The 22,362-nt window shown below is 59.9% G+C and carries 21 protein-coding genes and 4 pseudogenes; 13 read left to right on the top strand and 12 right to left on the bottom strand.

The window, feature by feature from the left end:
• Positions 1-280: 280 nt before the first annotated feature.
• From CUJ91_RS32125 to CUJ91_RS32110, 4 genes are all read left to right on the top strand, one after another.
• Complete coding sequence (locus CUJ91_RS32125) at positions 281-1,027, top strand: beta-ketoacyl-ACP reductase (RefSeq protein ID WP_114158220.1); 747 nt, start codon at positions 281-283, stop codon at positions 1,025-1,027.
• 582 nt (positions 1,028-1,609) lie between these two features.
• Positions 1,610-2,035, top strand: a complete 426-nt coding sequence (locus CUJ91_RS32120; protein ID WP_114158219.1) for an Hsp20/alpha crystallin family protein — start codon at positions 1,610-1,612, stop codon at positions 2,033-2,035.
• A 90-nt stretch (positions 2,036-2,125) separates the two neighbouring features.
• Complete coding sequence (locus CUJ91_RS32115; RefSeq protein ID WP_114158218.1) at positions 2,126-2,776, top strand: BON domain-containing protein; 651 nt, start codon at positions 2,126-2,128, stop codon at positions 2,774-2,776.
• A 90-nt stretch (positions 2,777-2,866) separates the two neighbouring features.
• Positions 2,867-3,133: a UDP-glucose 4-epimerase gene (locus CUJ91_RS32110; RefSeq protein ID WP_114158217.1), complete on the top strand. Its 267-nt coding sequence runs from the start codon at positions 2,867-2,869 to the stop codon at positions 3,131-3,133.
• Positions 3,134-3,169: 36 nt separating this feature from the next.
• Here CUJ91_RS32110 and CUJ91_RS35030 read toward each other — a convergent pair.
• Positions 3,170-3,313 (bottom strand): annotated as a pseudogene (locus CUJ91_RS35030) (zinc-dependent alcohol dehydrogenase); the annotation flags it as partial.
• 527 nt (positions 3,314-3,840) lie between these two features.
• Between CUJ91_RS35030 and CUJ91_RS32100 the strand changes: the two are divergent.
• Positions 3,841-4,089 carry a hypothetical protein gene (locus CUJ91_RS32100; RefSeq protein ID WP_114158216.1) on the top strand — a complete coding sequence of 83 codons (249 nt, stop codon included), beginning with the start codon at positions 3,841-3,843 and terminating at the stop codon, positions 4,087-4,089.
• Between the two features lie 197 nt (positions 4,090-4,286).
• On the opposite strand, the gene CUJ91_RS32095 is transcribed toward CUJ91_RS32100, so the two are convergent.
• A complete protein-coding gene (locus tag CUJ91_RS32095; RefSeq protein WP_114158215.1) occupies positions 4,287-4,760 on the bottom strand; it encodes a carboxypeptidase regulatory-like domain-containing protein in 474 nt (157 codons plus the stop codon).
• Positions 4,761-5,001: 241 nt separating this feature from the next.
• Between CUJ91_RS32095 and CUJ91_RS32090 the strand changes: the two genes are divergently transcribed.
• The gene (locus tag CUJ91_RS32090) at positions 5,002-5,478 is read left to right on the top strand and encodes a CreA family protein (RefSeq protein WP_114158214.1); all 477 of its coding nucleotides are present in this window, start codon (positions 5,002-5,004) and stop codon (positions 5,476-5,478) included.
• Positions 5,479-5,823: 345 nt separating this feature from the next.
• On the opposite strand, the gene CUJ91_RS32085 is transcribed toward CUJ91_RS32090, so the two are convergent.
• The 4 genes from CUJ91_RS32085 to CUJ91_RS32070 form a co-directional block, all read right to left on the bottom strand.
• Entirely contained in the window at positions 5,824-6,297 is a 474-nt protein-coding gene (locus CUJ91_RS32085) for a hypothetical protein (protein ID WP_114158213.1), read from the bottom strand.
• Positions 6,298-6,999: 702 nt separating this feature from the next.
• Positions 7,000-7,962: a universal stress protein gene (locus tag CUJ91_RS32080; RefSeq protein WP_114158212.1), complete on the bottom strand. Its 963-nt coding sequence runs from the start codon at positions 7,960-7,962 to the stop codon at positions 7,000-7,002.
• Positions 7,963-8,193: 231 nt separating this feature from the next.
• Positions 8,194-9,570: an ATP-binding protein gene (locus CUJ91_RS32075; RefSeq protein ID WP_114158211.1), complete on the bottom strand. Its 1,377-nt coding sequence runs from the start codon at positions 9,568-9,570 to the stop codon at positions 8,194-8,196.
• Positions 9,567-10,229 (bottom strand): response regulator, encoded by a 663-nt coding sequence (locus CUJ91_RS32070; RefSeq protein ID WP_114158210.1) that lies wholly within the window; start codon positions 10,227-10,229, stop codon positions 9,567-9,569. Before CUJ91_RS32070 ends, CUJ91_RS32075 begins: the two co-directional genes overlap by 4 nt.
• 213 nt (positions 10,230-10,442) lie before the next feature.
• Between CUJ91_RS32070 and CUJ91_RS32065 the strand changes: the two genes are divergently transcribed.
• Both CUJ91_RS32065 and CUJ91_RS32060 read left to right on the top strand, forming a co-directional pair.
• Entirely contained in the window at positions 10,443-10,727 is a 285-nt protein-coding gene (locus tag CUJ91_RS32065; RefSeq protein WP_114158209.1) for a PepSY domain-containing protein, read from the top strand.
• Complete coding sequence (locus CUJ91_RS32060) at positions 10,724-11,275, top strand: cytochrome b/b6 domain-containing protein (RefSeq protein WP_114158208.1); 552 nt, start codon at positions 10,724-10,726, stop codon at positions 11,273-11,275. The genes CUJ91_RS32065 and CUJ91_RS32060 overlap by 4 nt, the downstream gene beginning before the upstream one ends.
• A gap of 98 nt (positions 11,276-11,373) precedes the next feature.
• Here the strand turns inward: CUJ91_RS32060 and CUJ91_RS32055 are convergent, their stop codons facing one another.
• Positions 11,374-11,994 (bottom strand): hypothetical protein, encoded by a 621-nt coding sequence (locus CUJ91_RS32055; protein ID WP_114158207.1) that lies wholly within the window; start codon positions 11,992-11,994, stop codon positions 11,374-11,376.
• 31 nt (positions 11,995-12,025) lie between these two features.
• A complete protein-coding gene (locus tag CUJ91_RS32050; RefSeq protein ID WP_114158206.1) occupies positions 12,026-14,536 on the bottom strand; it encodes a cation-translocating P-type ATPase in 2,511 nt (836 codons plus the stop codon).
• Between the two features lie 324 nt (positions 14,537-14,860).
• Between CUJ91_RS32050 and CUJ91_RS34235 the strand changes: the two genes are divergently transcribed.
• On the top strand, positions 14,861-15,022 hold the full coding sequence (locus tag CUJ91_RS34235) for a hypothetical protein (protein WP_161966614.1): 162 nt from the start codon (positions 14,861-14,863) through the stop codon (positions 15,020-15,022).
• 139 nt (positions 15,023-15,161) lie between these two features.
• Positions 15,162-16,205: an ATP-dependent nuclease gene (locus CUJ91_RS32045; RefSeq protein WP_114158205.1), complete on the top strand. Its 1,044-nt coding sequence runs from the start codon at positions 15,162-15,164 to the stop codon at positions 16,203-16,205.
• Between the two features lie 408 nt (positions 16,206-16,613).
• Here the strand turns inward: CUJ91_RS32045 and CUJ91_RS32040 are convergent, their stop codons facing one another.
• Complete coding sequence (locus CUJ91_RS32040; RefSeq protein WP_114158204.1) at positions 16,614-17,294, bottom strand: hypothetical protein; 681 nt, start codon at positions 17,292-17,294, stop codon at positions 16,614-16,616.
• Between the two features lie 617 nt (positions 17,295-17,911).
• Between CUJ91_RS32040 and CUJ91_RS32030 the strand changes: the two genes are divergently transcribed.
• Positions 17,912-18,205, top strand: coding sequence for a CppA family protein (locus CUJ91_RS32030; RefSeq protein ID WP_114158202.1), 294 nt, complete (start codon positions 17,912-17,914; stop codon positions 18,203-18,205).
• A 711-nt stretch (positions 18,206-18,916) separates the two neighbouring features.
• Entirely contained in the window at positions 18,917-19,966 is a 1,050-nt protein-coding gene (locus tag CUJ91_RS32025) for a PDDEXK nuclease domain-containing protein (protein ID WP_114158201.1), read from the top strand.
• 51 nt (positions 19,967-20,017) lie between these two features.
• On the opposite strand, the gene CUJ91_RS32020 is transcribed toward CUJ91_RS32025, so the two are convergent.
• From CUJ91_RS32020 to CUJ91_RS32010, 3 genes and pseudogenes are all read right to left on the bottom strand, one after another.
• Positions 20,018-20,287: a DUF1488 family protein gene (locus CUJ91_RS32020; RefSeq protein WP_114158200.1), complete on the bottom strand. Its 270-nt coding sequence runs from the start codon at positions 20,285-20,287 to the stop codon at positions 20,018-20,020.
• Between the two features lie 936 nt (positions 20,288-21,223).
• A pseudogene (locus tag CUJ91_RS32015) lies at positions 21,224-21,439 on the bottom strand (H-NS histone family protein); the annotation flags it as partial.
• Positions 21,440-21,686: 247 nt separating this feature from the next.
• Positions 21,687-21,842, bottom strand: a pseudogene (locus CUJ91_RS32010) (IS3 family transposase); the annotation flags it as partial.
• Between the two features lie 73 nt (positions 21,843-21,915).
• Here CUJ91_RS32010 and CUJ91_RS32005 point away from each other — a divergent pair.
• A pseudogene (locus CUJ91_RS32005) lies at positions 21,916-22,332 on the top strand (IS110 family transposase); the annotation flags it as partial.
• Positions 22,333-22,362: the final 30 nt, after the last annotated feature.

Here is a 22,362-nt window from a genome sequence, read left to right as displayed (position 1 = left end):
TGCATGAACCGGAACGATCAGTTTACGCCCGTTGCTCCATTTGTGCCCGCCTATCACGAGTTCCATTTCCGTGCGTAACCAGCGTCGGACGCCCTGGCCGGGCTCCAGATCTGGCGTGAGCGACGCTCTGATTGATAAAGGTCAACCGGCTACGGACGGCCGCGCCTACATTGGACCCATCATTGCCGCGCACGGGTTCGCCGCAGTTTGTCGCTAAATCCGTGGCGAGCGCTTCATCACGTCAGGAGGTTGATCATGGCACCACAACGGGGGAAACATCATGCCGGCTAAGCGCGTTGCTTTTGTTACAGGCGGCATGGGCGGGCTGGGTGCCGCCATCAGCCGGCGTCTTCAGGATGCAGGCATGGTCGTCGCCATGTCGCATTCGGAACGAAACGACCACGTTGCCACCTGGCTTATGCGCGAGCGTGAGGCGGGGCGCCACTTCGTTGCATACGAGGCTGACGTGTCCAGCTTCGACTCGTGCGCGCACTGCGCCGAACGGGTACTCGCCGAATTCGGCACGGTGGACGTTCTCGTGAATAACGCGGGTATCACTCGCGATTCGAGCTTTGAGAAGATGACAAAGGAAGACTGGGACAAGGTGCTGCGCACCGATCTCGATTCCATGTTCAACATGACCAAGCCGCTGCTCGTCGGGATGGTCAAGCAGAACTTCGGGCGGGTCGTCAATGTCAGTTCGGTGAACGGCGCGCGGGGCGCGTTCGGACAAACCAATTACGCGGCGGCGAAAGCGGGTATTCACGGCTTCACGATGTCGCTTGCACTGGAGACAGCGCGGCACGGCGTAACTGTCAACACGGTCTCGCCCGGCTACCTTGCCACGGCGATGACCGCGGGCGTCCCCCAGGACGTGATCGAAACAAGAATTCTGCCGCAGATTCCAATGGGCCGTCTCGGGCAACCGGACGAAGTTGCAGCGCTGGTGGCTTTTCTCTGTTCCGACGATGCTGGGTTCGTCACGGGCGCCGATTTCGCGATCAATGGTGGCATGCACATGCGATGAGTAACGGCAATTCAACAAGCTTTAGGAGACCTTCGGGGAATACGTCTGCCCGTCCGGGTGAAAGCATTGCCGTCCTTCGTGCGGTTGCCGAAAGAATTGTTTGCAGCCCCAACACGCCGACAGCCCATACGAAAAGATGGACCGTGCCACGCACGCTGCCATCGCCGCGACTACCGCTCGGGCTTCCTGGCCGCGCTGTGGCTCGCCGCGCAAGATGGCCGATCCATCTTTCTATTTCACCGGGAAGAACTTCGCCTCGATTCCCGGAATTTAGCAGGCCTTACGTGGTGGCCGACGTCGCGGAGCGTGGTGTTGGCGACGCGCCAGGCAGCTACGTTCTCGAGCCGTAATGCCTTCCAAAAACTGACCTTTCGATGCGACTCACTTGACGCACGTCAACCGGTGGTCGACAGCCGAGCCTAAAGTCATTCATACAGCGTGCCCCGTACTGTAACCGGACGCGAGCCAATGCGACGCATGGGAGCACACTGCAGCGCGTTTGCCGCCAGCAACTGTCATGCAGGCGACCCGCGCAACGCGGTCCTTTTTCCTAATGTCATTGACCAGGCCAGGAGCACGACGATGAGCAACTTGACACGATTTGATCCCTTTCCGCTGGAACCCATGTCCGAACTCTTTCAGGGACTGTTCCGTCCCATGCGCGCCGCGGGCGGCGAGCCACTTGCCGATATCAAGGTCGATGTAACCGAGAGCGACAGCGGATACACCGTGAAGGCAGAATTGCCCGGAGTCGACAAGAAAGATATCGACGTGAAGATCGATGGCAACCTCGTCTCGATCAGCGCAAAAGTCGAACGCAATCAGGAAATAAAAGAGGGCGAACGGGTGATTCGCCGCGAGCGATACGCGGGCGCCGTCAGCCGCGCTTTCTCGCTTGCAAGCGAAGTCGACGAGGGTTCTGCGGCGGCGGAATACAAAGATGGCGTGCTCTCGCTGACGCTGCCAAAAAAGGCGCCGTCTGAGCGCAAGCGTCTGCAGGTCAACTAAGGTAAATCAACCGATCCCGATGTCGCAGTGCTCGCGGCAGCATTGCGCGCGCGGTGACAAGCGCGGCATTACGCCAACAAGGAGCATGCAATGAAGTCGGACTTCGAATTGAAACGCCAGGTCGAGGAGGAATTGGCCTGGGAGCCCGCAGTCGAGATCACGGACATCGGCGTCGAAGTACGCGACCGCGTCGTGACGCTGTCGGGTCATCCCGCCAGCTATGCGGAAAAACTCGCGGCCGAAAAAGCCGCGCAGCGTGTAGCCGGCGTGAAAGCCGTGGTCGTCGAGATGAACATTCGCTTGCCGCACACGGACGTGCGGACGGACGAGGAGATTGCCAACGCTGTTCGCTCGATGTTGCGCTGGACGGTCGGCCTGAGCGAAGAGGCGGTCAAGGTACAGGTCGAGAAAGGCTGGGTGACGCTGCGCGGCGAGGTAGACCGAGCGTTTCAGAGCCATGTCGCCACCCGCACCATTTCGCACATGCGCAGCGTCACGGGCGTTTCAAATCTGATTCGTATCGGTGGCAAGGCCGCCGCGCAGGATATCGGTGAGCAGATCGGCAAGGCGTTGCAGCGTCACGCCGAGCGCGAGGCGAAGCACATCGAGATCAGGGTGCACGAAGGAACGGTCACGCTCACGGGCAAGGTCGACTCGGTAGGCGAGCGCTCCGCCGTGCGCGGTGCTGCGTGGGCGGCGCCGGGTGTGCATGCGGTCGTCGACAACCTGACGGTGGCATAGACACGCCTCTGCCTGTCGGCGCAGGACCGGTGCCGCTGACGCGTCCCGGCCCGCTCATTTCACCAAACTCCCAGCAACGAGGAGCGATTCATGACGATTTCGGGCAACGTGGGCAACGTCGACTGGTCGGTTGCTGCAACCACACATCGCACGGCGGGCGGATTCGACTGCTCGATACAGCTCAGCCATCACACGCCGCAGGGCGTGTTCAAACACAGGTTCATGCACAGCAGTATTTTTCCGACGGAGCGCGAAGCGATACTGGCGGGGCTGGGCGAGGGGATGGACTGGATCCGGCTCAAGATGGCGAATACGCTTTCCGTGCATGCTGGCCAGTGTCCGGTTGAGCCTGAGTGAGCTCCATCGTGGCCGCGCATTACGCTCAGTCGAGCGCACCGTCGAAAAGATCCACGTAAAAAAATCGCCCGGCGACAAACCGTTCGGCGCCAAAGTGCCGCCACCGCGCACCATGCCGAGCGCCTGTGCAAAAGCGCGGCGTAAGACGGCGGTCAGAAGCACGCCGTGCGTCCCGCCTATTCGCGCTGGATAGCGGCTCCGGTTGCAATTGATAGCGTTGACGGTCTTCCTCCTGCCGGGCGGATATGGGCGAGGTCGCGATCAGCGTGATTGATTGGCACGATGTGATTAGCCTGTCCGGTTATGGAAGGTGATAGCGCAGGGGGCCGATGTGAGGGATGCTCCATCACTGCGTTACGCATCCCTCGAGGCGACGATTCACTGCTTCTGTGCGGTCAGCATAGGGGTATCTCCGCGCTGGCGATTGATCCCGATCAATTCCGCACGTGGCGACCGCCTGCCTTTCGATGCCCGGGCAGGTCCTGCAAGTTGAGTTGAATCAGCCTCGCGACGACGCAGGCTCGATCCGGTCATCTGCATCGGTAACCGCAAACGCACGTAAGAAAATTCCTACTGCGCAACGTCGACGACTACAACCGATTCAAGCGCCGCTGATTTAATTTCAACGGCTTTGCTCTCAATAATGTACTCAACAGGACGGCTGAACGACGCTCAGTCACCGTTGGAGACCGACCGAGGAGCACGAGATGAACCGCGATAACGTTTCCCTCAGAGCGCTTGTCGACAAATGGCTCGCGCCGACGCAGTCGGTTCCGGCCCGCATCACCCAGGTTGGCCGTTTAGGTTGCACCGGCGCGCGCTACGTCCGTCTGGAAGGTCAGGTATCGAAGAGGCCATTGAGTATTGTGTTCTTCCGGCACAGTGTCGGCGCGTGGGACGTCTTTCCGCCGGCACCGGCGGCGGCTGCGATGGGTGCGCGACTCTTTGCTAGTTGATGCTCAGTCAGTGCTCGCATCGCCGGGAACCATTCGGCTTAACAAGACGATGCTCGAACGACTGCAACGGCACATTTCGCCCGTATGGATTGTCGATGCAGGTCAAGCATGAGACGGCGCGAGCATCGAAGATAAGAAGGATCCGGCCGCGATGCGATTGCATAGGGTTGCCACTTGATTGCATGCTCCACATGTCGTCAGGGGCGCTCCATAGCCGAACAGCCTTTGCAGGTTCGTGGCGCGCCATGCGTGTCCGCGTCTTCCCAGTAGAAGCGCAATTCATTCGCGCCGCTTGAGGGCACCACGATCTTTCGGGTTTGTGCAACGTGATCTGCTTTGGCTGCAATCTGGTAAGCGCCGGCAGGCAGTGCTACAAAGAGGAAAGGGCCCTCGGTGCGGACGGCTAATACCAGCCGGCCGGATTTCGACGTGATCGTGACGTCGACATCGGACAGATAGCTGCCTGCCTTCGATGCGAGTGTCATGCGAAGGTTGTACCGGTGTGCAGCGGAGCGGAACGCCGCTACTTCGTCTTCCCCCACACCGCCGGTTATAAACGAAACTCCATTCTGGGACGCGGGCCGCGAAACAGATTGCGCTAGCGCATCGACCTGCACGCTGGCAGATATGAGGAAAGCAAGCAGGAGCGAGGAGCGGATAGTTCTGAACATGACGGGCCTCATATCGAATGGTCGGGCGATTCGCGCGGCGAACCCCGTTTATTGACGCTTCCATACGGCGTGCCCTCCGCCAAACCGGTTGTGCTGACGACATCGCCATCTTCAGAATGAGGCTCGGTCGACACATGGGCGTTGACTTGCGTCAAGCGGCTCACTTTCCATTGGCATAGCCTGAAATCATCGCGGCGCAGCGCGAGGCAAGATGCGGCGATGGAGAACCAGGAGGCGGACAATGAAACAGCGGGTTCGAGGACGACTGAGCATCGCGGGGGCGCTGTTGATCTTTTCGCCGCCCGCTGCGCTGGCAGATGAACTTACATCAATTGAGACCCACAGCCAGCGTTATGGAAACCACATCGCTATTTCCGCCTACAGCGACCCTCTTGTGAAAGGCGTGACCTGCTATGTCGCGGAATCGCATTCGGACGACGCTTTTGGAGGGGGACGGATATCGCACGCAGCGGATCTGACGGCGTCATGTCATCAGACAGGTGAGCTCAAGCTTGCGGCCGTAGTTCCAGCCCAGGCAAAAGTGTTCGCGGCCCAACAGAACCCGATTTTTAACTCCCTGCATATTGTTCGGATAGTCGACCGTGAGCGACACGCGCTCGTGTACTTTAGCTACTCGGAAGACGAGGCTGCGGGAGACTTGCCGGGCCGCCTGTATGTGATCCGGTTACCGGGGAATCTCCGGATACCGAAAAGATAGTGCATTCAAGGCGGGACTTTATGGTGAACCTTCGTGTCACACCAGCGCGGGCCACTCGCCGTTCAGTTGATCGATATCTGGCGATGGAACCCCTCCATTTCGCCGCGTTGCAAAGCGCAGTGCCGGGCCAGGCAATGTCACCAACACAGCCGCCGTCCGGTAGCGAAACGCTTCGTCGATGCCTGCGTCTTTCAAGGCCCCGATCAGCGCCGCAACAGGCGTCAAAGTGCGCGGGATCCGCTTAGCCGGGACGAACAGCACCTAGGTGGCAATCGTAATTTGCCCATTCGGTAACCGGAATTCGAACTGAGGGTTCTGACGGCTGTTGGGGGGCAGCTTACGGGTTCATAGGCCTCCACCATTGTGTGTGATGAGTGGTGGCAGACCCAGTCTCATCTGCGACTGTCGATACGCAGAGATGAATTGCGAATCACTGTTCCTCACTCGCGTCAGCCAGTAGTCGAGGTCTTTCTGACACCCATCACTATCGATATCCGCAAAGCACTGTGATTCCGCTGGCATCTGCATCGCCGCCCAATGAAACGCGAAGATCGTTTGTCGGTCGGCGAGCGCAAGCCTGAGGCTGCGCTTGTCGCCTTCCGTCAACCATTCTGTAATGGCGGAAGACAGCGTTGCTTCCGTCTCTTCGGGCGTGTAAGCGAATACGTGTTGGCCACCCTGCCGTGCGCTGCGCAAGTCACTGGTGGCGACCGCAACGACGAACGCGGTCGCCCGCGAGCTGCTAGATGTACCCAGCGGCGCACCGAACGTCACCCCTAGCCAGGCAAAGAGAGCGACCAGGGCAGCAGCGTACTTCATGTCGGCGACGTCCAGGGAAGCGTGAAATTGACAGTGGTGGTGGACCTGATACTCACAGATGCCTGCTCGGACCCGTCGCAGTTACATCGGGGAAGGCACGCAGACCAACAACCCTCGATCGCAGATCCAGTCAGCAACTCTACCGTGGCCTTGTGAAAGTGGCAATGCGCGCTAACTCAGCCACTTTAATGCGGTCATTTCGCATGGCGTACGCTCGTCCATGTGACAAGAAGTGCCGGCGCAAACGAGCTTGAGTGTCTGTTCACAGCGCCGAGCGTCGCCGTGAACGAGAAACGAATCTCTTGTGTGCAAACCGTGGGGCCCCTGCAATCCGAAAAATCTCATCGATTCATTCGCTGATCAGCGAAGCACGAAGCCTGGGCCAGAGTCGCGAATCAATAGTACGGACTGCAGATAGCGGACTGCTGTCTGGCCGCGCCTGTAAATGCAAAATGCAGACGGAGGGAGCTGGCGCAATGCCGGGCTCCAATTGCCGTGGGCCGGGATGTCGCCACCCGCCGTCGTCACCCGCTGTCGTCACCGAAAACGCTTTAGCTGAAGGTTTGCTTAAGGCGCTGCAGGGGGGTTGTGCTGCTGCCGACATACGCGTCCACGCGTCTGATAACCATCGATCTGATGTCCAAAGAGAGCGGATTTGCCTCTTCTCGGTCTTCGCGGCAGGTCGTCAGATCGTTTATTGGGCTATTTCGCGCTGCGTTGGCCGCGCGACGGCGCCAGAAGCAACGGCGTGCGAGCGAGGCGAGCAGTACGAGCGGCGACACTGCCGAGGAACCAGCGCGCGACGCCGCGCCGTCCATGTGTGCCGACGACCAGCAGATCCGCATGCCAGCGTTCGGCGTCGCGCACAATGGTGTGCGGCACGTCGTCGCTGACCGGTTCGGTTTTGACGAGCGCGGTCTCCGCGTGGTTGGACAGTTCTGCGAACGCGCTCGCGGCCGCGGCGAGCGCCGCGTGCCCCTCTTCGATAAACGCTTCCTGCAGGACGTGGATCGGCACGAAGTCGGTCAGCCGCACCGCGCGGTCGACCACGTAGATGGCGCGAAGGCGGGAGTCAGGTCGAGCGAACCGAAGCCCGAAGTGCAACGCGTCGAGCGACGCGGCGCTGCCGTCGAGCGCAAAGAGAATCCGTTGCGGCGACGGCCCGATATCCGCTTCGTAGCCGGCGGGCACGACGAGGATTGAACAAGGTGCCTGGGTAGTGACGAATTCCGATACCGTTCCTTCGATCCAGCGCAGTATGCCGTGATGCTGGCGGGCACCCATGACGAGCAGGTCCGCTTTCCACTCAGTAGCGGCATCTATCAGCGCATTCGCCGGATAACCGCCTTGCCGGGAAGTTTCGATGACGTCCGATTCGATGTCGATGCCGGCATCCGCAAATACACTTGTTGCTCGTGCCACGGCGTTTGCTGCATCGCGTGCCAGTTCGGTACGCGCGAGTTGCAGTTGGGCATCCGTCATGGAACCCAGCGGCAAGAGGGTGCGGGGATTCTCAGCGACGCTGACCACGCGAATCCGGCCGCCCACCAGTGACATGTGACACACGTATTCGACCGCGCGCGCAGACTGCGGGGAATCGTCCACGGCGACCAGGATTCGCCTGATTTCGTATGGTGCGTTGCCGCGCATTTGAGTCGGGCTCATGATCGTGTCTCCGTTTGAGCGTGACGTGCGCCTGCCGGCGTCGATGGACTCATTGTGAACGCGCCGCACCTACTTCGCTTGACATATGTCAAGCGACGGACTCCATGTCTCCCTCCACGCCAAGCGGGCGACAGCGACGCGGATGAGGGCGGCGCCGCCCCGCAGGAGGCCTGTGCCAAGGGGAGAGTGAAGAACGAGGCGCCGCCTGGCTAACGGGAGGCCTCACGCCAACTATGGCAGGTTATGGCGCGAAGCAGGCGGGAGCCGGATCTCGACGCCTAACCCCCGGCCGTCAATTCCCGTCGTATAAGTCAGCTTCCCGCCGAGATGGTCCACGATTCGCGCGACGATCGACAGTCCCAATCCGGTTCCGCTCTGACGGGCGTCTGCGGCGCGAAAGAATCGGTCGCTCAGACGCACTCGGTCTTGCTCCGTCACGCCTCGGCCGTTGTCTCGCACGAGCAGTAGCGTGCCCTCCGGCGTCTGGCGGGTGACGATTTCGACGCGACCGCCTGCCTCCGCGTATTTGATGGCGTTGTCCACCAGATTGTCCAGCATGATGCGCACGAATGCAGGCGGCGCTTCGATCGTCACATACGCGTCGCCGGACACGCTTAACTCAAGGCCTTTGGACAAAGCATCGGCCTCGCGCGCAGCGATGCATTCGCGTGCCACGGTGTCGAGTTGCACGTCTACCGCTGCTGCAGGAATGCGTTCATCAAGTCTCGCAAGCAACAGAAGCTGTTCCGCCAGGTGCGTGCTTCTGTCCACGGCCTCGACGACCCGCTGCATCGCGAGGCGCTGTTTTGCAGGGTCGCGAGTAGTAAGCGCGACCTGCGCCTGAACCTTGATTGCGGCGAGCGGGGACTTCAGTTCGTGGGCGGCGTCTGCGGTAAAGGCCCGCTCGCGATCGAGCGACGCGTGAAGCCGCGACAGCAGGACATTCAGTGCGTCGACGAGCGGAGAGACTTCGGCCGGCGTGCCTTGCAGATCTATCGTTTCCAGATTGTCGACGTTCCTCGCAGCGATTGCTCGGGAGAGAATTTTTAGCGGCGCAAGGCTACTGCCTATCGCCGCCCAGATGACGAGGGCGAGGACCGGTAGCGCGAATGCGAGCGGCCTGGCGATGCGCCTGGCGACGCCAGCGCCCAGATCCGCCCGACCATCGCTACGTTCGAAGACACGCACGCTGCGATCATGGAGTGCGTCGCGGAGCTGGTAGACGTTCCATTCCGGCACGCCCGCCGTTGCGCTGTTTCCGGCGTCCTTGCCTGGCGCTGACGGCGCAGCCGTAGGCGGCACCCCGGGCAACCCCGGGCTCTTAGCGAGCACCTGGCCATTAAGGTCGCGCACTTCGTACAGCAGGCGGCGTGACACGTCATCGTCGCCGTCGTCGTCGGAAACGTGCGAGCTTTCGTCAACGAGCGCCAACAGATCGTGCACGTCGACGAGCGCCAGCGTGCGAGCCGCTTGCTCGATTCGCGCGTCGTCCCATTCACCGGCCTCATGAATAGCCTGGCGGTAACTCGAGATGAGCGCTAAGGCCCACACAAGCGCGACGCTGACGAGCACTAGCAGCGTCAGGCGCTGACGAATCGAGGTTGTCACGATGCCTTCTCCATCACATAGCCGACACCTCTGATCGTCTTGATGATTCCGTGTCCGAGCTTTTTGCGCAGGTTGGAAATATGTACTTCGACGGCATTGCTCTCGACTTCTTCCTGCCAGCCATAAAGGTTTTCCTCGATGCGGGCGCGCGAGAGAGGGGTGCCCTGATGGATCAGCAACTCGATCAATACGGCGCATTCGCGCGAGGTCAACGGCTGACGCAAACCGCCTTGCGTGACGGTGAACGTCGACGGCTCCACGATCAGATCCCGATACTGGATCGTCTCGGTGCTGCGCCCATGCGCGCGACGCAGAAGCGCCCGGCAACGCGCAATCAGTTCGCTCAGGTCGAACGGTTTGCCCAGGTAGTCGTCCGCCCCGGCGGTGAGACCGCCTACCCGGTCCGCAACAGTGTCCCTTGCCGTCATGACGAGAACCGGCGTATCGTCGCGACGGCCTCGCAGCCAATCGAGCAGCTCCGTTCCGGACAGTTTGGGCAGACCGAGATCGAGCACGACCAGTTCGTACTCCGTTGTAGTCAATGCGAGCATCGCCTCGCGACCATCGTGCGCCCAGTCGACCGTCAACCCTGCGTCACATAGTCCTTCTTCGACACCGCTTCCAATTAATTCGTCGTCTTCTACCAGCAACACACGCATCTCACTGAACTCCCGAAGGCATGGGGTGGCCAATCAAGTCTCCCGCACGCGGGTCCATTTGATCATCGGTTTGGACTACTAGTCTAGTTGGGCGAAACTCACACACGCAAAGCTTATTTCCTTAAGATTCCCTTCAGGGTGGCGTCGCAGCATGCGGTCTGTGAGTCGGGAGAACAGACCGATTTACAAGCCAACTGACTAATGGAGTCTCAAATGCAAAAGATCAATGTTCGCCTTTGCGCGGCAGTCGCCGTTGCCGCAATCGCACTGCCGTTGTCCGCCCAGGCCACCGGGTCATGTACCACTGAGCCGAAAGCGAAATGGATGCAGGACAAGGACATTTCCAAACAATTGGAGAAGCAGGGCTACCAGGTGAAGCGGGTCAAGACTGAAGGCAATTGTTACGAGGTCTACGCGCTCGACAAGTCAGGCAATCGCCGCGAGATCGTCGTCAATCCGGTGAACGGCAAGGTTGTGAGCGAGGAGGTCAACGAATGAGTCGCGTGAACGCAGGCACAGGCGAAGCGTCCAGCTTCACGCCAGTGTGGGACCTGTTTGTCCGTGTTTTCCATTGGAGCGTTGCCGTCACATTCGGCGCAGCTTATGCGTCGAGCGACGACGGGGGCACTGTCCATCACATCCTCGGGTATGCGGTCCTTGCGCTGGTGGCATTGCGCATCGCGTGGGGTTTCGTGGGGAGTTACCATGCCCGCTTTGCCAACTTCGTGCCGGGTCCGCGCAGGTTCGCTCAATATACGAAGGCGATGTTGGCCGGCCGCGAGCGGCGCTACCTCGGACACAACCCCGCAGGCGGAGCGATGATCATTGCTCTTCTCGTTCTGCTCACCGCGACGGGCGCGACCGGATGGCTGCTTACGACGAACGCATTTTGGGGTTCGGAGGCGGTCGAAGCACTCCATGAAGCGTGCGCCAACGCAGTACTCGTATGCGTTGCACTTCACGTCGGCGGCGTTTTGCTCGCGAGCTGGCGCCATCGGGAAAATCTGGTTGGTGCGATGCTGACCGGCCGCAAGCGCAATGATTGATGAACTCGCCGGCCGATACCGTCGTGTCAGCCGGCGCATCGCAGCGCGGAATGTCTTCGGATAGAACATGCCTGTCGCGCGGAATCCGGTTGCGTCAGTCAGGTACGAGCGTTTTGAGCCGGTGTGTCGCGCTTGAAACGGAGCTTGTGCTCATTAATTGCAAAGCTCCAGTCGATTCGCATCAGCGCGAAAACGAGACATAGCAAAGCCAGTTGGGTGGCAATGAAATAGGCGCCCAGATACCCTCCCTCGAGATCGAATTCGGGGTCGAGGTACGAGTGTGCGACCTGCGCAAAGTGTGTCCAGACTGCATAGCTCGCGAGGCGTCCGCAGAAGAACGGCACGCCGATGAGCCACAGTCTCAGACCGGTCAGCCCATAGGCGATGAACAGATAGTTCGACGGGAACGGACTGAAAGCGTACAGCAGCAGCGCCCCGGCCGTCACCGCCTTCTTTCTTTGCAGCCATACCTTTATCACGTCGATGTTTTGCCGGTCAGCTTCGCGCATCAGATGGCCGCGAACGAGCCATGTCGAGCATCGCGCAAGAATCAGACGTCCTATTGTGGCGGCGGACGCAGCCACTATGGCAAGCACGAACGGGTCCGCGTCCGGCTGCTTGAATCCTATCCACGACATCGCCATCCACGTGGGTGGGGCGAAGGCCGGAATGACGTTGAGCAGCAGAATGGCCACGAACAGTGCCGCGATTGTGATCACGAGAACGTCTCCGATTTTTGTATCTGCACCGTCAGTTGTTTAGCAATGCAACCAGTCCAAACAGCTGCGCGAGAGCTGGCACTGTCATCAGAAGCAGAAGTGCAGCTCCCGTTGCGCACAGAACAATCAGGAGGTAGCGATTGCGCTCAGGCGAATTGACGCGGCCTTCCGCGCGCGGCAACGCACGGATTACAAAGATCAAAGCGACATTGCCCGCTACGAGCGAAACGAATGCAACTGTGCGGGCAAAGGGCGACGGGTAGCCATGGGTCAGCAGCCAACCGTACAAGCCCACCAACATCATGGCGCCCACCGCACCTGCGGTCGCTCCTTTGACAAGTGTCCAGTTCGACAGCAGCCTTGCGCCGATGGGGCGTGGCGGCAAGCGCATCAGGTCCGCGCGTTCGGGCTCGTTCTCAAACACGACCGAGCAGACCGGGTTGATGATCAGTTCCAGAAAGATGATATGAACGGGTGCAAGCAGCGGCGGCCAGCCGACGAAAACCGGAATCATGACCGCGGCGATCATCGGAATGTGAACGGCGACTGTATAGCTGATTGCCTGCACGAGATTGGCGTAGATACGTCTTCCGAGCCGGATCGCCGACACGATCGGCGCGAAGTCGTCGCGCAGCAGGACCAGCGATGCGACCTCGCGCGCAACTTCGGCGCCGCGCAGCCCCATCGCAATGCCGATATGCGCCGCCTTCAGCGCGGGCGCGTCGTTCACACCGTCGCCCGTCATCGCGACCACGTGGCCGCTTTCGCGGAAAGCGTTGACTAGCTGCAGCTTCTGCTCCGGTTTGACGCGCGCGAATGTGTTGACGCGCTGAATGGCATCGCGAAGCTGTGCATCGTCCATCGAGGCCACTTCCTGGCCCGTCACGATCCGTGCGCTGTCGATGCCGACTTCGGTCGCAATAGCCCGCGCCGTCGACAGATAGTCTCCGGTGATCATCACCACACGGATGCCGGCTGCCTGGCATTGCGCAATAGCACCTGCGACTTCCGGGCGGACCGGATCGAGCAGACCGACCAGCCCCACGAAAGAGAACGCGAAGTCATGCTGCGTTTGCGGCCAGTCGGGACGTGAGTGCCGTGCTTTGGCCACCCCCAGCACGCGTAGCCCGCCGGACGCCATCTGCGCGGCGTGATCGAGGACAGTCCGCGTTTCATGCTCGCTCAGGTGACATAAATCACAGACTGCCTCGGGGGCCCCTTTGCAGGCCACGGCCTGATGGTCGAGCTCCGGCGAATGCCAGGCGTGGGACATAGCCGGCAACCCGGGTGTCAGCGCGTACTCGTGCACGAGCGACCATTCCGGGTGGATGCGCCCCGTGCCGGCGAGCCCAATCCGGCCTGTTTCGTGAAACGCGCGCTCCATTGGGTCGACCGGCTCGATTTCGCTTGCAAGCACCAGACATTCGATGAGTTCGTGATACGCCTCATCAATGCGCTGCATGTCCGGCTCGATGACTTGCCGCTTTCCCTGTGCAAAGAGCATGCGCACGGACATACGGTTTTGCGTCAGTGTGCCGGTCTTGTCGACGCACAGCACGGACGTCTGCCCGAGGGTTTCTATCGCACTCATGCGGCGCGTCAGCACGCCCTCGTTAGCAATGCGGCGGGCTCCCAGTGCCATGAACACGGTGAGGATCACGGGAATTTCTTCGGGAAGAATGCCCATGGCCAGAGTGATCCCGGCGAGCACCCCCGGAAGCCATTCGCCCGAGCGCCAACGATAAGCCACGACGAGCAGCAGGCACAATGCGGCCGCAGCCACCGCAACGCGGTTGACGAACGTTCTCGTCTCCAGTTGCAACGGTGAGCGCGCTTCCGTTATGCCGCTCAATGACTTGCCAATGCGACCGAGCATCGTATTCTGCCCGGTCGCAGTCACTATCATCTGTCCCTGACCCTGCACCACCATTGATCCGAAATAGAGCTCCCCGGAAGACTGCTGTTCGGCGGATGCATCGAAGCTTGCGACGGACTTGTTCACCGAGACCGACTCGCCCGTCATGAGCGACTCGTCCACGCTCAGTTCGTGAGCTTCGGTCACCGTCCCGTCGGCCGGGACGCGAGCACCTTCGTCGACGAAAACTACGTCGCCTGGCACCAGTTCACCGGCGGAAACGAGTTGCCGCCGACCGTCACGGAGTACCTGAGCACGCGGCGCCGACAGTTCGCGAAGAGAGTCGAGTACCCGAGCGGTACGATGGCTCTGAAAGACGGTCAGCAACACAATTGCGCCGACAAACGCGAGAAGCGCCAGCGCCTCCGACACATCGCCCAGCACAAAGTAGATGCCGGTCGCGCCGAGGAGCAGAAGAAACATCGGCTCGCTTAGTACTTCCTTGAGTGTCTGCCACCACGTGCGGCGCGCTTTTGAGTCTACGAGGTTACGGCCGAAACGGGCGCGCTGCTCTGCCACCTGCGCGTTCGACAACCCACGCTGGGTATCGACGCGCTCGACCGGCGATGCGTGTTCGATATCGGCAGAGACAACATCTGGGGCGGACTCAACGGGAATAGTATGCATGCTGGTGTCAATTCCATTACGCATGTTGTGCAAGGCGACGACCTGTGGCCACACAGGCCACCGCAGCTGCGATTTTCTGTAGCCGGGACAAGAGTGCTCAATCAGCTGGCGAACGGTGCCGCGTAACCCGCGAACCATTTTCAGAATGACGCCGGCCGAACACGCGGGGGTTGACCTGCGTCAACCAATTGACATCGGGGTGACACAGATTCCCGTCCGTGACCGGTTGTTGCGACGTCGCACCATTCCACGCAACAGACGCTGCCAGCGAGGACGAGTGCATCCAGCATGTTGTGTCCGGTGTGAGGCGGAACAGGAGGGCCCATGAAAAATGCCTCGATGCAATCAGCAGCCAGCGAGCTCGTCATACGCTTACCCGGCGACGAAACGGAGCACGCGGCGCTGATCGTGTCCGCTCACGGAGCAACGCGCCATCCTGCCTGCAAAGGCCCGTTCGCGATGGTCATGCACCTCAGCACATCCTAAAGAGGGCCAACAAGCCGATCGTCGACAACCGCGCGCGGATCGCTGACAATCCGAATTCCGCGGCCCGGCTCAGTGACACCCCGGCGCCTTTGCAACAACACGATGCGTCTCTGAAGAGAGTGGCGATGGAGGAGGAGGGGTGATTCGCAAAATTAAGATTCGAGGTTACCGCATCCATAAGGACCTGACGGTTGAACCGAACCGGAAATTCAACCTGGTCGTTGGAGCTAACGAGTCTGGCAAATCAACACTCATGGAGGCTGTCACTCTTGCGCTCACGGGTCGGATCAACGGCCGGAGCGTCTGGGAAGAGCTGAATCCGCATTGGTTTAACACGGCCGTTGTGGAAGAGTTCGTCAGCAAGAGGAGCAGCGGTGTCCCGGTCGGGTTTCCGGAGATACTGATTGAGCTGTCTTTCGAGGACCTTCCCGAACTGCAGAGCCTGTGCGGCGCGATTAACTCGCATGTACCGACAACCGCTTGCCCCGGCGTGACCATGCGGATATCGGCGAATCCCGAGTACGCGACAGAACTGGAGCAATGGGCCAAGTCGCCAACATCTCTTCTGCCGGTGGAGTACTACCGTTGTGAGTGGCGATCGTTTGCAGACAAGGAGTTGACGGCGCGGCCGAAAGCCCTGGCTACGGCAGTCATTAACTCGCACACCGTCCGAACGTCGTCCGGGATTGACTATCACCTGCGGCAGATCCTTGGCGATCAACTCGAGCCCGCTGAGCGAGCACAGATTTCGCTCGAATACCGCCGCGTAAAGGCCTCGATGTCAAAGACTGCATTGAACGCTGTGAATACCAGGATGAGTTCCACGCACGCAACCTTGCACAGCCGGCCGATTGCGCTGGCAATGGACCAAAGCGCGAGAACGTCGTGGGAAAGTGTTGTCACTCCGCACGTTGATGACGTGCCGTTCAGCATGTCCGGTCAGGGGCAGCAATCGGCGATCAAGATCTCGCTGGCGATGACCCGTCATGCCGGACGCGCCAGGTTTGTCATGATTGAAGAACCCGAAAACCATTTGACGCATACACAAACCCATCTGGCCGCATCGCGCCGTCAACAGACTGCATCGCGACATCCATGTAGTACCCGAACCACTGGCACCAGTCATAGTCAGGGCTCGAAAGGTCATCGTAAATGCCGAGACGACTGGCAACGGAGCCATTGAGATTCCAGAACCGGAGCGGCCGCGGAAAGCGCAGTTCAGCGATGATGCCGTGCTGTACCGCGAACGGGTCCAAGTAGAACGTCCCCGGTCGTGTCACGTCATTTTTGCAGAACTGCGCCTCCCAGATCGCCGTTTCGGCCACGTGCGCAGCGTACAACCACCAGAACGGCATTTCGTTGCCGCCAGCAAACAGTTCGGGCGGCGGTCCGAAGCGGTACGCTCGCGCCACGCCGATCGGCAGGACACTCTCAGGTAGATACGCAGCGCGGTATAGCTGCGCCTCACCGCCGACCGCGAAAGGCTCGTTGGTGAGGCACTCCTTCAGTTGCACTGGCGAGGGCAAGCGCTCGCGCAGGTACGACGGTGGTTCGACGGTTGATTTTCTGTTGTCGCTCATTGGATAGCCGTTCAAGCGGCCATGCTTGCTCCCGGGCCGTTGATCAACGCAAGGACCTTGCGCAGACGCTCGTTTGCGGGCAGTTGCAGGAGTCTTTGCTGACTCGGATGCAGGGACGCGCGTGTCTCGAACGGGGCACCAGCCAATAGCTCTGCCGGCGCCAGTTCGTTCAGCGCGTCCTGCGCCGTAACCAGGAAAGCATGGACCTCAGTTCTCAACGCCCCCCGAAGGGCGAGAAGCACAGGCGGCAACAGTTCAGGCACCGGTCCAGCGAATTGCCACGCGGGAAATTCACGACCGTTACTCTGGCCTGACGGCACGACGCAGTAGAACTTGTTCGCTTCGACATAGCGATACAGGCTCGCGAGCGACATGCGCACCTTGCGCTGCTCGATCACCTCCGAAGGCTTCAGGTTGACAACAGGCAACGAGGAGCGGGCTTCAGATTCGTCGGCGTCACCGGACGCCAGAATCGTCGCGAAGCGCTCTTCCAGGACATGTCGCAGCAAGTCACGGATCGAACTGTCCGCAAGCTCCGGGACTTTCACCCGCAATGTCCCTTCGATATCGGAAGCAAACGACTCGGCGACATCCCGAACCAGCTGACGCGCATCGCCCGCGTAATTGCCGGTAAGCGCAGCACGGATCTTGAGAGCCGACGCGTCGTTTCGTTCTTTCGTTAGCTGTGTCATGAAAGCCTCCTTCAGGCAATGTGCGGGGGGGCGCCCAACGGGGTGAGCCGCTTCGCGATTGCTTTTGCACTGCCAGTTGTCGGCTCACCACTAACCGCGGGCGTGGATCTGAGCCTCAAAAGCGCTCGCCCGCGGAGTTCGCCGAGCCATCGACTGAGGACAGCCGCGCGCAACAGCGATGAGTCACGGCCCCACGCCGTCCGCGCTTTACTGTCGGTTAGTCCGTCGGGTCCGACAATTTTGTCGAGGTATCGGCGTAGACGAGCTTCCAGTATCCGCTCGTACACGGTGTCCCCGGACAAGTTTCCAACCAGAATCACCTTGTTCACCGAGGCGCTTTTCACTTGCGCCACAGCGCCCAGCTTGCGAAACGCGCGGGCTTCGGACGGAGTCACTGCGGTAATCTCATCATCCCAATTCAACATTCAGCGTCTCTCGAAACAGTCCATCCGACGAGGATACACCAAGTTTTCTCATTTTTCGCATTTTTCTTATGTGTCGCAAGTCGCCTTGTAGTCCTGACGCTTTAGCTTCCTGTCGACACCGGCGGACTTGAAAGTCCCGTCGAACCTGTATATATATACAGTATTGACTCATATGCAGTTCCGGAGGATGTCATGGAACATCTGGTGCGCGTACAGAATGAACGGGACCGCCGTACACTCGCGTGGCTGCGCGGACACGTCGGCGACGCGGCGATCGAGGCGGCAGCACAGCGGTATGCTGGTCCGGCAAAACCGTATCTGTCGACGGTGTGCCGCATGCTTGGGGTGACGGCGCCACGGTTCGACGGACCGCGTCGGCGGGTAGCGAGCGCGACGGCCGAGCAGTCACTGGCCACGATCCGGGAGATCCTGGCTGCCCGAAGCGGCCGGCGATCGCCGATACCCGAGGCGCTGCGGCGCGCGTGAAAAACCTTTGCCCGCCGGCGAGTGCAGTAAGTGCAGTGACTATCATGGAGAGGTGGTCGGTGCTCACGGGCACGTATCCACACACGGAGCAGAAACGGCTGGCGGGCAAACTGGCCGCCCGTCGCAGCTCCGCCACGACCGGCACGCGCCACGCGGGCCGTTTTTTTGAGGCGGTTTAATCCTGATAAGTCGTATTATCAGGATGGCGGTTAATGCCTTAAGGTCGGGGCCGTTCGTTCGCGTAATTTCGTTCCCGCTCTGGGCCACTTGTAGCAGCGGGCAGACATGTCCGCAACAAGTTTGCTTCAAGAGGTTTTGCAGAAAATTGTTCCAGACCAACGCTTGAGGCGATTTATGACTTTTCGGGCAGGCCCCAAGTGCAGTGCCCAATTGAATACCGACGAAAGTTGTCTCGTTTGACGGTACCTCGTGCGCTGACGGGGAAGCTGGGCTCGCGATATCGCACGGGGCTTGTTCGACCTCTGGAGGCACAAATTTTTGCAAGAAACGGGAACAGTTTTCCGCAAACCAACGAGACGACCACCCAATCCCTTGCTCCTGCTTCCAAATTTGACATAACATAATTTATCAACAATTTTGACAGGGTTCGACGCTATAATCGATATGCCGTTACCGGCTCCGCCTTGCCCATTGCCGGTCTCGCCATGATAATTTCTGCTCCGAGCGCGCTCATCAACGCCCACCGAACGAATGACCAAAGATCCAGACACTCCCGTGTGGGCAGAGGACTATCGCCACTGGTTCGCCGAACTCAAGCAGCGCGTCGAGCGCGCGCGGCAGCGCGCGGTAGCCAGCGCGAATCGCGAACTGGTTACGCTTTACTGGCAGATCGGCCGCGACATTCTTGACAGGCAGCAACAACAGGGCTGGGGCGCGGGCGTTGTCGACCGGCTCGCGCACGATCTCAAGGTGGCGTTCCCAGACATGCGTGGCTTCTCACCGCGGAACCTCAAGTACATGCGTGCGCTCGCGCAAGCCTTTCCGCAGCCGGAATTTGTGCAACAACCCGTTGCACAATTACCGTGGTCGCACGTCGTGACGCTGCTCGACAAGCTGGACGACTCCGCGCTGCGGCTCTGGTATGCGGGAAAATCGCTTGAGCACGGCTGGTCACGCACTGTGCTTACCATGCAGATTGAGACCGCCGCCCACGTCCGTACCGGCAAGGCTGTGACGAATTTTCCCGACCGGCTGCCTCCGGCGCAGTCGGATCTCGCACGCGACGTCCTCAAGGATCCTTATATCTTCGACTTCCTTGGCCTGACCGAAAGCGCACAGGAGCGTGACATCGAGCGTGCGCTGACCCAGCACATCACACGTTTCTTGCTTGAACTGGGCGCAGGGTTCGCTTTCGTAGGGCGTCAGTACCGGCTGGAGGTAGGTGGTGACGAGTTTTTTATCGATCTACTTTTCTACCACCTCAAGCTGCGTTGCTACGTCGTTGTCGAACTGAAAACGACGCCGTTCAAACCGGAGTACGCAGGCCAGCTGAACTTCTACCTTTCGGCGATCGACGCGCAGGTGAAGGCTCAGGAGGACCAGCCGACCATCGGTCTGCTGCTGTGCAAGGAAAAGAACCGGCTCGTGGCGGAATATGCGTTGCGCGGCGTAGCCAAGCCAATGGGTGTCGCCGAATACCAGTTCATGCGCGAAGTACCGGAATCACTGGAGACGGATTTACCCACCATTGACCAGATCGAGGCGGAATTGCGGCCCGATCTTCCTGACCCAGGCACGTAATATTTGTCGGCGGCCGGCCCTCCTCTCTGCCTACCGCAAGGCAACCGTCGGTTACCTGGCCATAAAGTCGTTCGCGGTCAGCCACAGCGGCTCGTCAGGTCGCGCCAGTGATTTTCTTTGTGCAACTGCGACGATGCGGTTGCGACCGTTTTCAAATGCTCTGAGCGTACGCGCCGGGTCAGCGCTATGCGGTAACCAGAAACAATCTTCGAGTGCGTCACGCGCAATTGCGCCTTCGACCTCGCGGCCGCGAATCGACAGCATGAAAACCACGGCGCGTCCGTCCGGCGAGACGGCGGGCGCGCGATTAAGAACTTCCATGACGTACCTCGACTATATAATTCGCGGTCTTTTCATATGTATGGCGCCGCTCATCAATCAATCTACCAGAAGTTGAAAGCAGCGCGATCGTCGATTTCGCAACGGCCCAGCCTAACCGTTATCCGCTATTGCTAACCCGCGTGGCAACGTTCGTTTGGCAAACTTTGAGGCGCGCCGCGCGTTGATGACTGCGTTCGGTTTTGCATGTGTAACGGGTGCAGACGGAGTTGCACACAGGAAGCCAACATTCTTTTCTATGGTGAGCTTTTTCGGGAACGAGGATATGCCACCGCGGGACGAGTAGTCCGGTTGTTGCAAATCCCTACTTTCGACAGCATGTGCCTGCGTCGCTTCAGCAACGTATTCGACAATCCCGAATGCTCTCTGGGACAAGCGCCGTAAATGGCACGCTGCAGGAACCAGCCCAATGAGTTGTGCGTTTGCATGACCGCGGCGGCACGCAACCAGCGCAAGGTGGTTCGCGAGGAACTGTTCGCTTGATGGCCCTGCGCCTTGAGGACCTGCCTCATTGCGAGGCCGATGCCGGATCCTGCACCGGTAATGACGTATGTTCTGAGGGTGTTAGATATGCTGAGTTCTGCATTTAAAATAGGCCGCAAGGGCAAACCAGCACATCCATTGGCGCGTAACCGTGGACGGCTTGCATTCGAAAAGATACCGGTTTCACTGAGTGAGATGAAGGCGGTTCTGGTGCTCAACAGTGCGGACAACTTGTCCGGATACAGGCACCCTTTGTGCGATTCGAATGTCTAGAGTTCGTTACAACGGGCTCTGGTGTCGAAACTGCAGATCGATGCGGCCACCGCCTTCCACTGAAATCACGCGGCCATTCACGGCAGAGGATTTCAAGCGATTCTGCGAGCGACGTGGAGCGGTGTTCACGCGAATTCATGGTGTCCCCAATGACTGCTTCACCGCGACCGCGACCGGTCTTTTGCCGGCCGCGGTTGGGCCATCGATTAGAAACTTGCTGCGGTCCTTCGCGTTAGCAATCCAAGCCGGCGGCCGTGCACGCCCACTCCAGGTCGCGCCGGTCTTGGGGTCACGATAGAGGGCCGGCTGCGGGCCTCTAACGTAGTTTCCCGCCTTCGCTGATTTTCTGGCAGCAGGAGCGGAAGACACGGCGTTACCTTTAGTTTTGCTCTACAGCTACGGACTCCCATATTCCTTCGGCATGGACGGTTTGCCCTGACCAGATAGTCCGATGGCAGCCCGGCGGCGCCGGTTCCGGGCTCGCGGGAAAGACGGGATATTGCGACGTGTAGAAATCGTGGTTGTGGGCGTCTGGATTAAGCAACGTTTCCAGGCCCTTCCAGTGAGCCTTTCGCTATACCGGGCAACTCCTCGATATGCATCTGCTGCGGCTGCTCCTTGCAGCTACCAGCTCCGTGTCGTCGGTCTGTCGGGCACGGCGGCCGTCCAGCCAGTCCGGGGAGCGGGCTTTTCTGACTGCCAGAGCAGAGCGCGCTACGCCGAGAACGTCGCAGACCGTTTTCATTGGTCGTCCCCGGGCAGTAAGGGCGAGCGCGCAATCCAGTAATAGGATGGTCCGCTCCTCTCCTCGGGGCATAATCGACGCTGACGCCGGCCCTTTTCGGAGGTGTGTCATGAGTCAATCCAGTTCCACCATTGTCGCCCGCACGGGTATTGATATCGGGAAGTCGGTCTTCCATGTCGTCGGTCTGGATGCGAAAGGCAAGCCAGTATTCAAGGGCCGATTCAATCGTGAACGGCTATTGGAGTTCCTTGCTCGCGCGTCTTCGACCATCGTTGGTATGGAAGCTTGTCCCGGTAGCAACTGGCTCGCACGCAAAGCGGCCGCCCAAGGACATCAGGTTCGCATCGTCCCCGCGCAGTTCGTCAAGCCCTTCGTCAAGTCCAACAAGACCGATATCGTCGATGCGGAAGCCATCGCTGAAGCGATTTCCCGTCCTACCATGCGCTTTACCCAGCCCAAGACCGAAGCTCAGCTCGATCTGCAGGCTCTCCATCGAGTCAGGCAACGCCTGGTGTCCTGCAAGACGGCCAACCTAACGGTGTCCGAGTGTCCTGAG

Origin of the sequence: Paraburkholderia graminis, assembly GCF_003330785.1 — a bacterium.
In the GTDB taxonomy this organism is placed as follows: domain Bacteria; phylum Pseudomonadota; class Gammaproteobacteria; order Burkholderiales; family Burkholderiaceae; genus Paraburkholderia; species Paraburkholderia graminis.
This window is presented reverse-complemented; position numbering and strand designations above follow the sequence as displayed.

Coding starts and splice junctions, on each gene's coding strand:
- CUJ91_RS32125 (WP_114158220.1), top strand. CDS start 281: ATGCCGGCTAAGCGCGTTGCTTTTGTTACAGGCGGCATGGGCGGGCTG.
- CUJ91_RS32120 (WP_114158219.1), top strand. CDS start 1,610: ATGAGCAACTTGACACGATTTGATCCCTTTCCGCTGGAACCCATGTCC.
- CUJ91_RS32115 (WP_114158218.1), top strand. CDS start 2,126: ATGAAGTCGGACTTCGAATTGAAACGCCAGGTCGAGGAGGAATTGGCC.
- CUJ91_RS32110 (WP_114158217.1), top strand. CDS start 2,867: ATGACGATTTCGGGCAACGTGGGCAACGTCGACTGGTCGGTTGCTGCA.
- CUJ91_RS32100 (WP_114158216.1), top strand. CDS start 3,841: ATGAACCGCGATAACGTTTCCCTCAGAGCGCTTGTCGACAAATGGCTC.
- CUJ91_RS32095 (WP_114158215.1), bottom strand. CDS start 4,760: ATGTTCAGAACTATCCGCTCCTCGCTCCTGCTTGCTTTCCTCATATCT.
- CUJ91_RS32090 (WP_114158214.1), top strand. CDS start 5,002: ATGAAACAGCGGGTTCGAGGACGACTGAGCATCGCGGGGGCGCTGTTG.
- CUJ91_RS32085 (WP_114158213.1), bottom strand. CDS start 6,297: ATGAAGTACGCTGCTGCCCTGGTCGCTCTCTTTGCCTGGCTAGGGGTG.
- CUJ91_RS32080 (WP_114158212.1), bottom strand. CDS start 7,962: ATGAGCCCGACTCAAATGCGCGGCAACGCACCATACGAAATCAGGCGA.
- CUJ91_RS32070 (WP_114158210.1), bottom strand. CDS start 10,229: ATGCGTGTGTTGCTGGTAGAAGACGACGAATTAATTGGAAGCGGTGTC.
- CUJ91_RS32065 (WP_114158209.1), top strand. CDS start 10,443: ATGCAAAAGATCAATGTTCGCCTTTGCGCGGCAGTCGCCGTTGCCGCA.
- CUJ91_RS32060 (WP_114158208.1), top strand. CDS start 10,724: ATGAGTCGCGTGAACGCAGGCACAGGCGAAGCGTCCAGCTTCACGCCA.
- CUJ91_RS32050 (WP_114158206.1), bottom strand. CDS start 14,536: ATGCATACTATTCCCGTTGAGTCCGCCCCAGATGTTGTCTCTGCCGAT.
- CUJ91_RS34235 (WP_161966614.1), top strand. CDS start 14,861: ATGAAAAATGCCTCGATGCAATCAGCAGCCAGCGAGCTCGTCATACGC.
- CUJ91_RS32040 (WP_114158204.1), bottom strand. CDS start 17,294: ATGACACAGCTAACGAAAGAACGAAACGACGCGTCGGCTCTCAAGATC.
- CUJ91_RS32030 (WP_114158202.1), top strand. CDS start 17,912: ATGGAACATCTGGTGCGCGTACAGAATGAACGGGACCGCCGTACACTC.
- CUJ91_RS32025 (WP_114158201.1), top strand. CDS start 18,917: ATGACCAAAGATCCAGACACTCCCGTGTGGGCAGAGGACTATCGCCAC.
- CUJ91_RS32020 (WP_114158200.1), bottom strand. CDS start 20,287: ATGGAAGTTCTTAATCGCGCGCCCGCCGTCTCGCCGGACGGACGCGCC.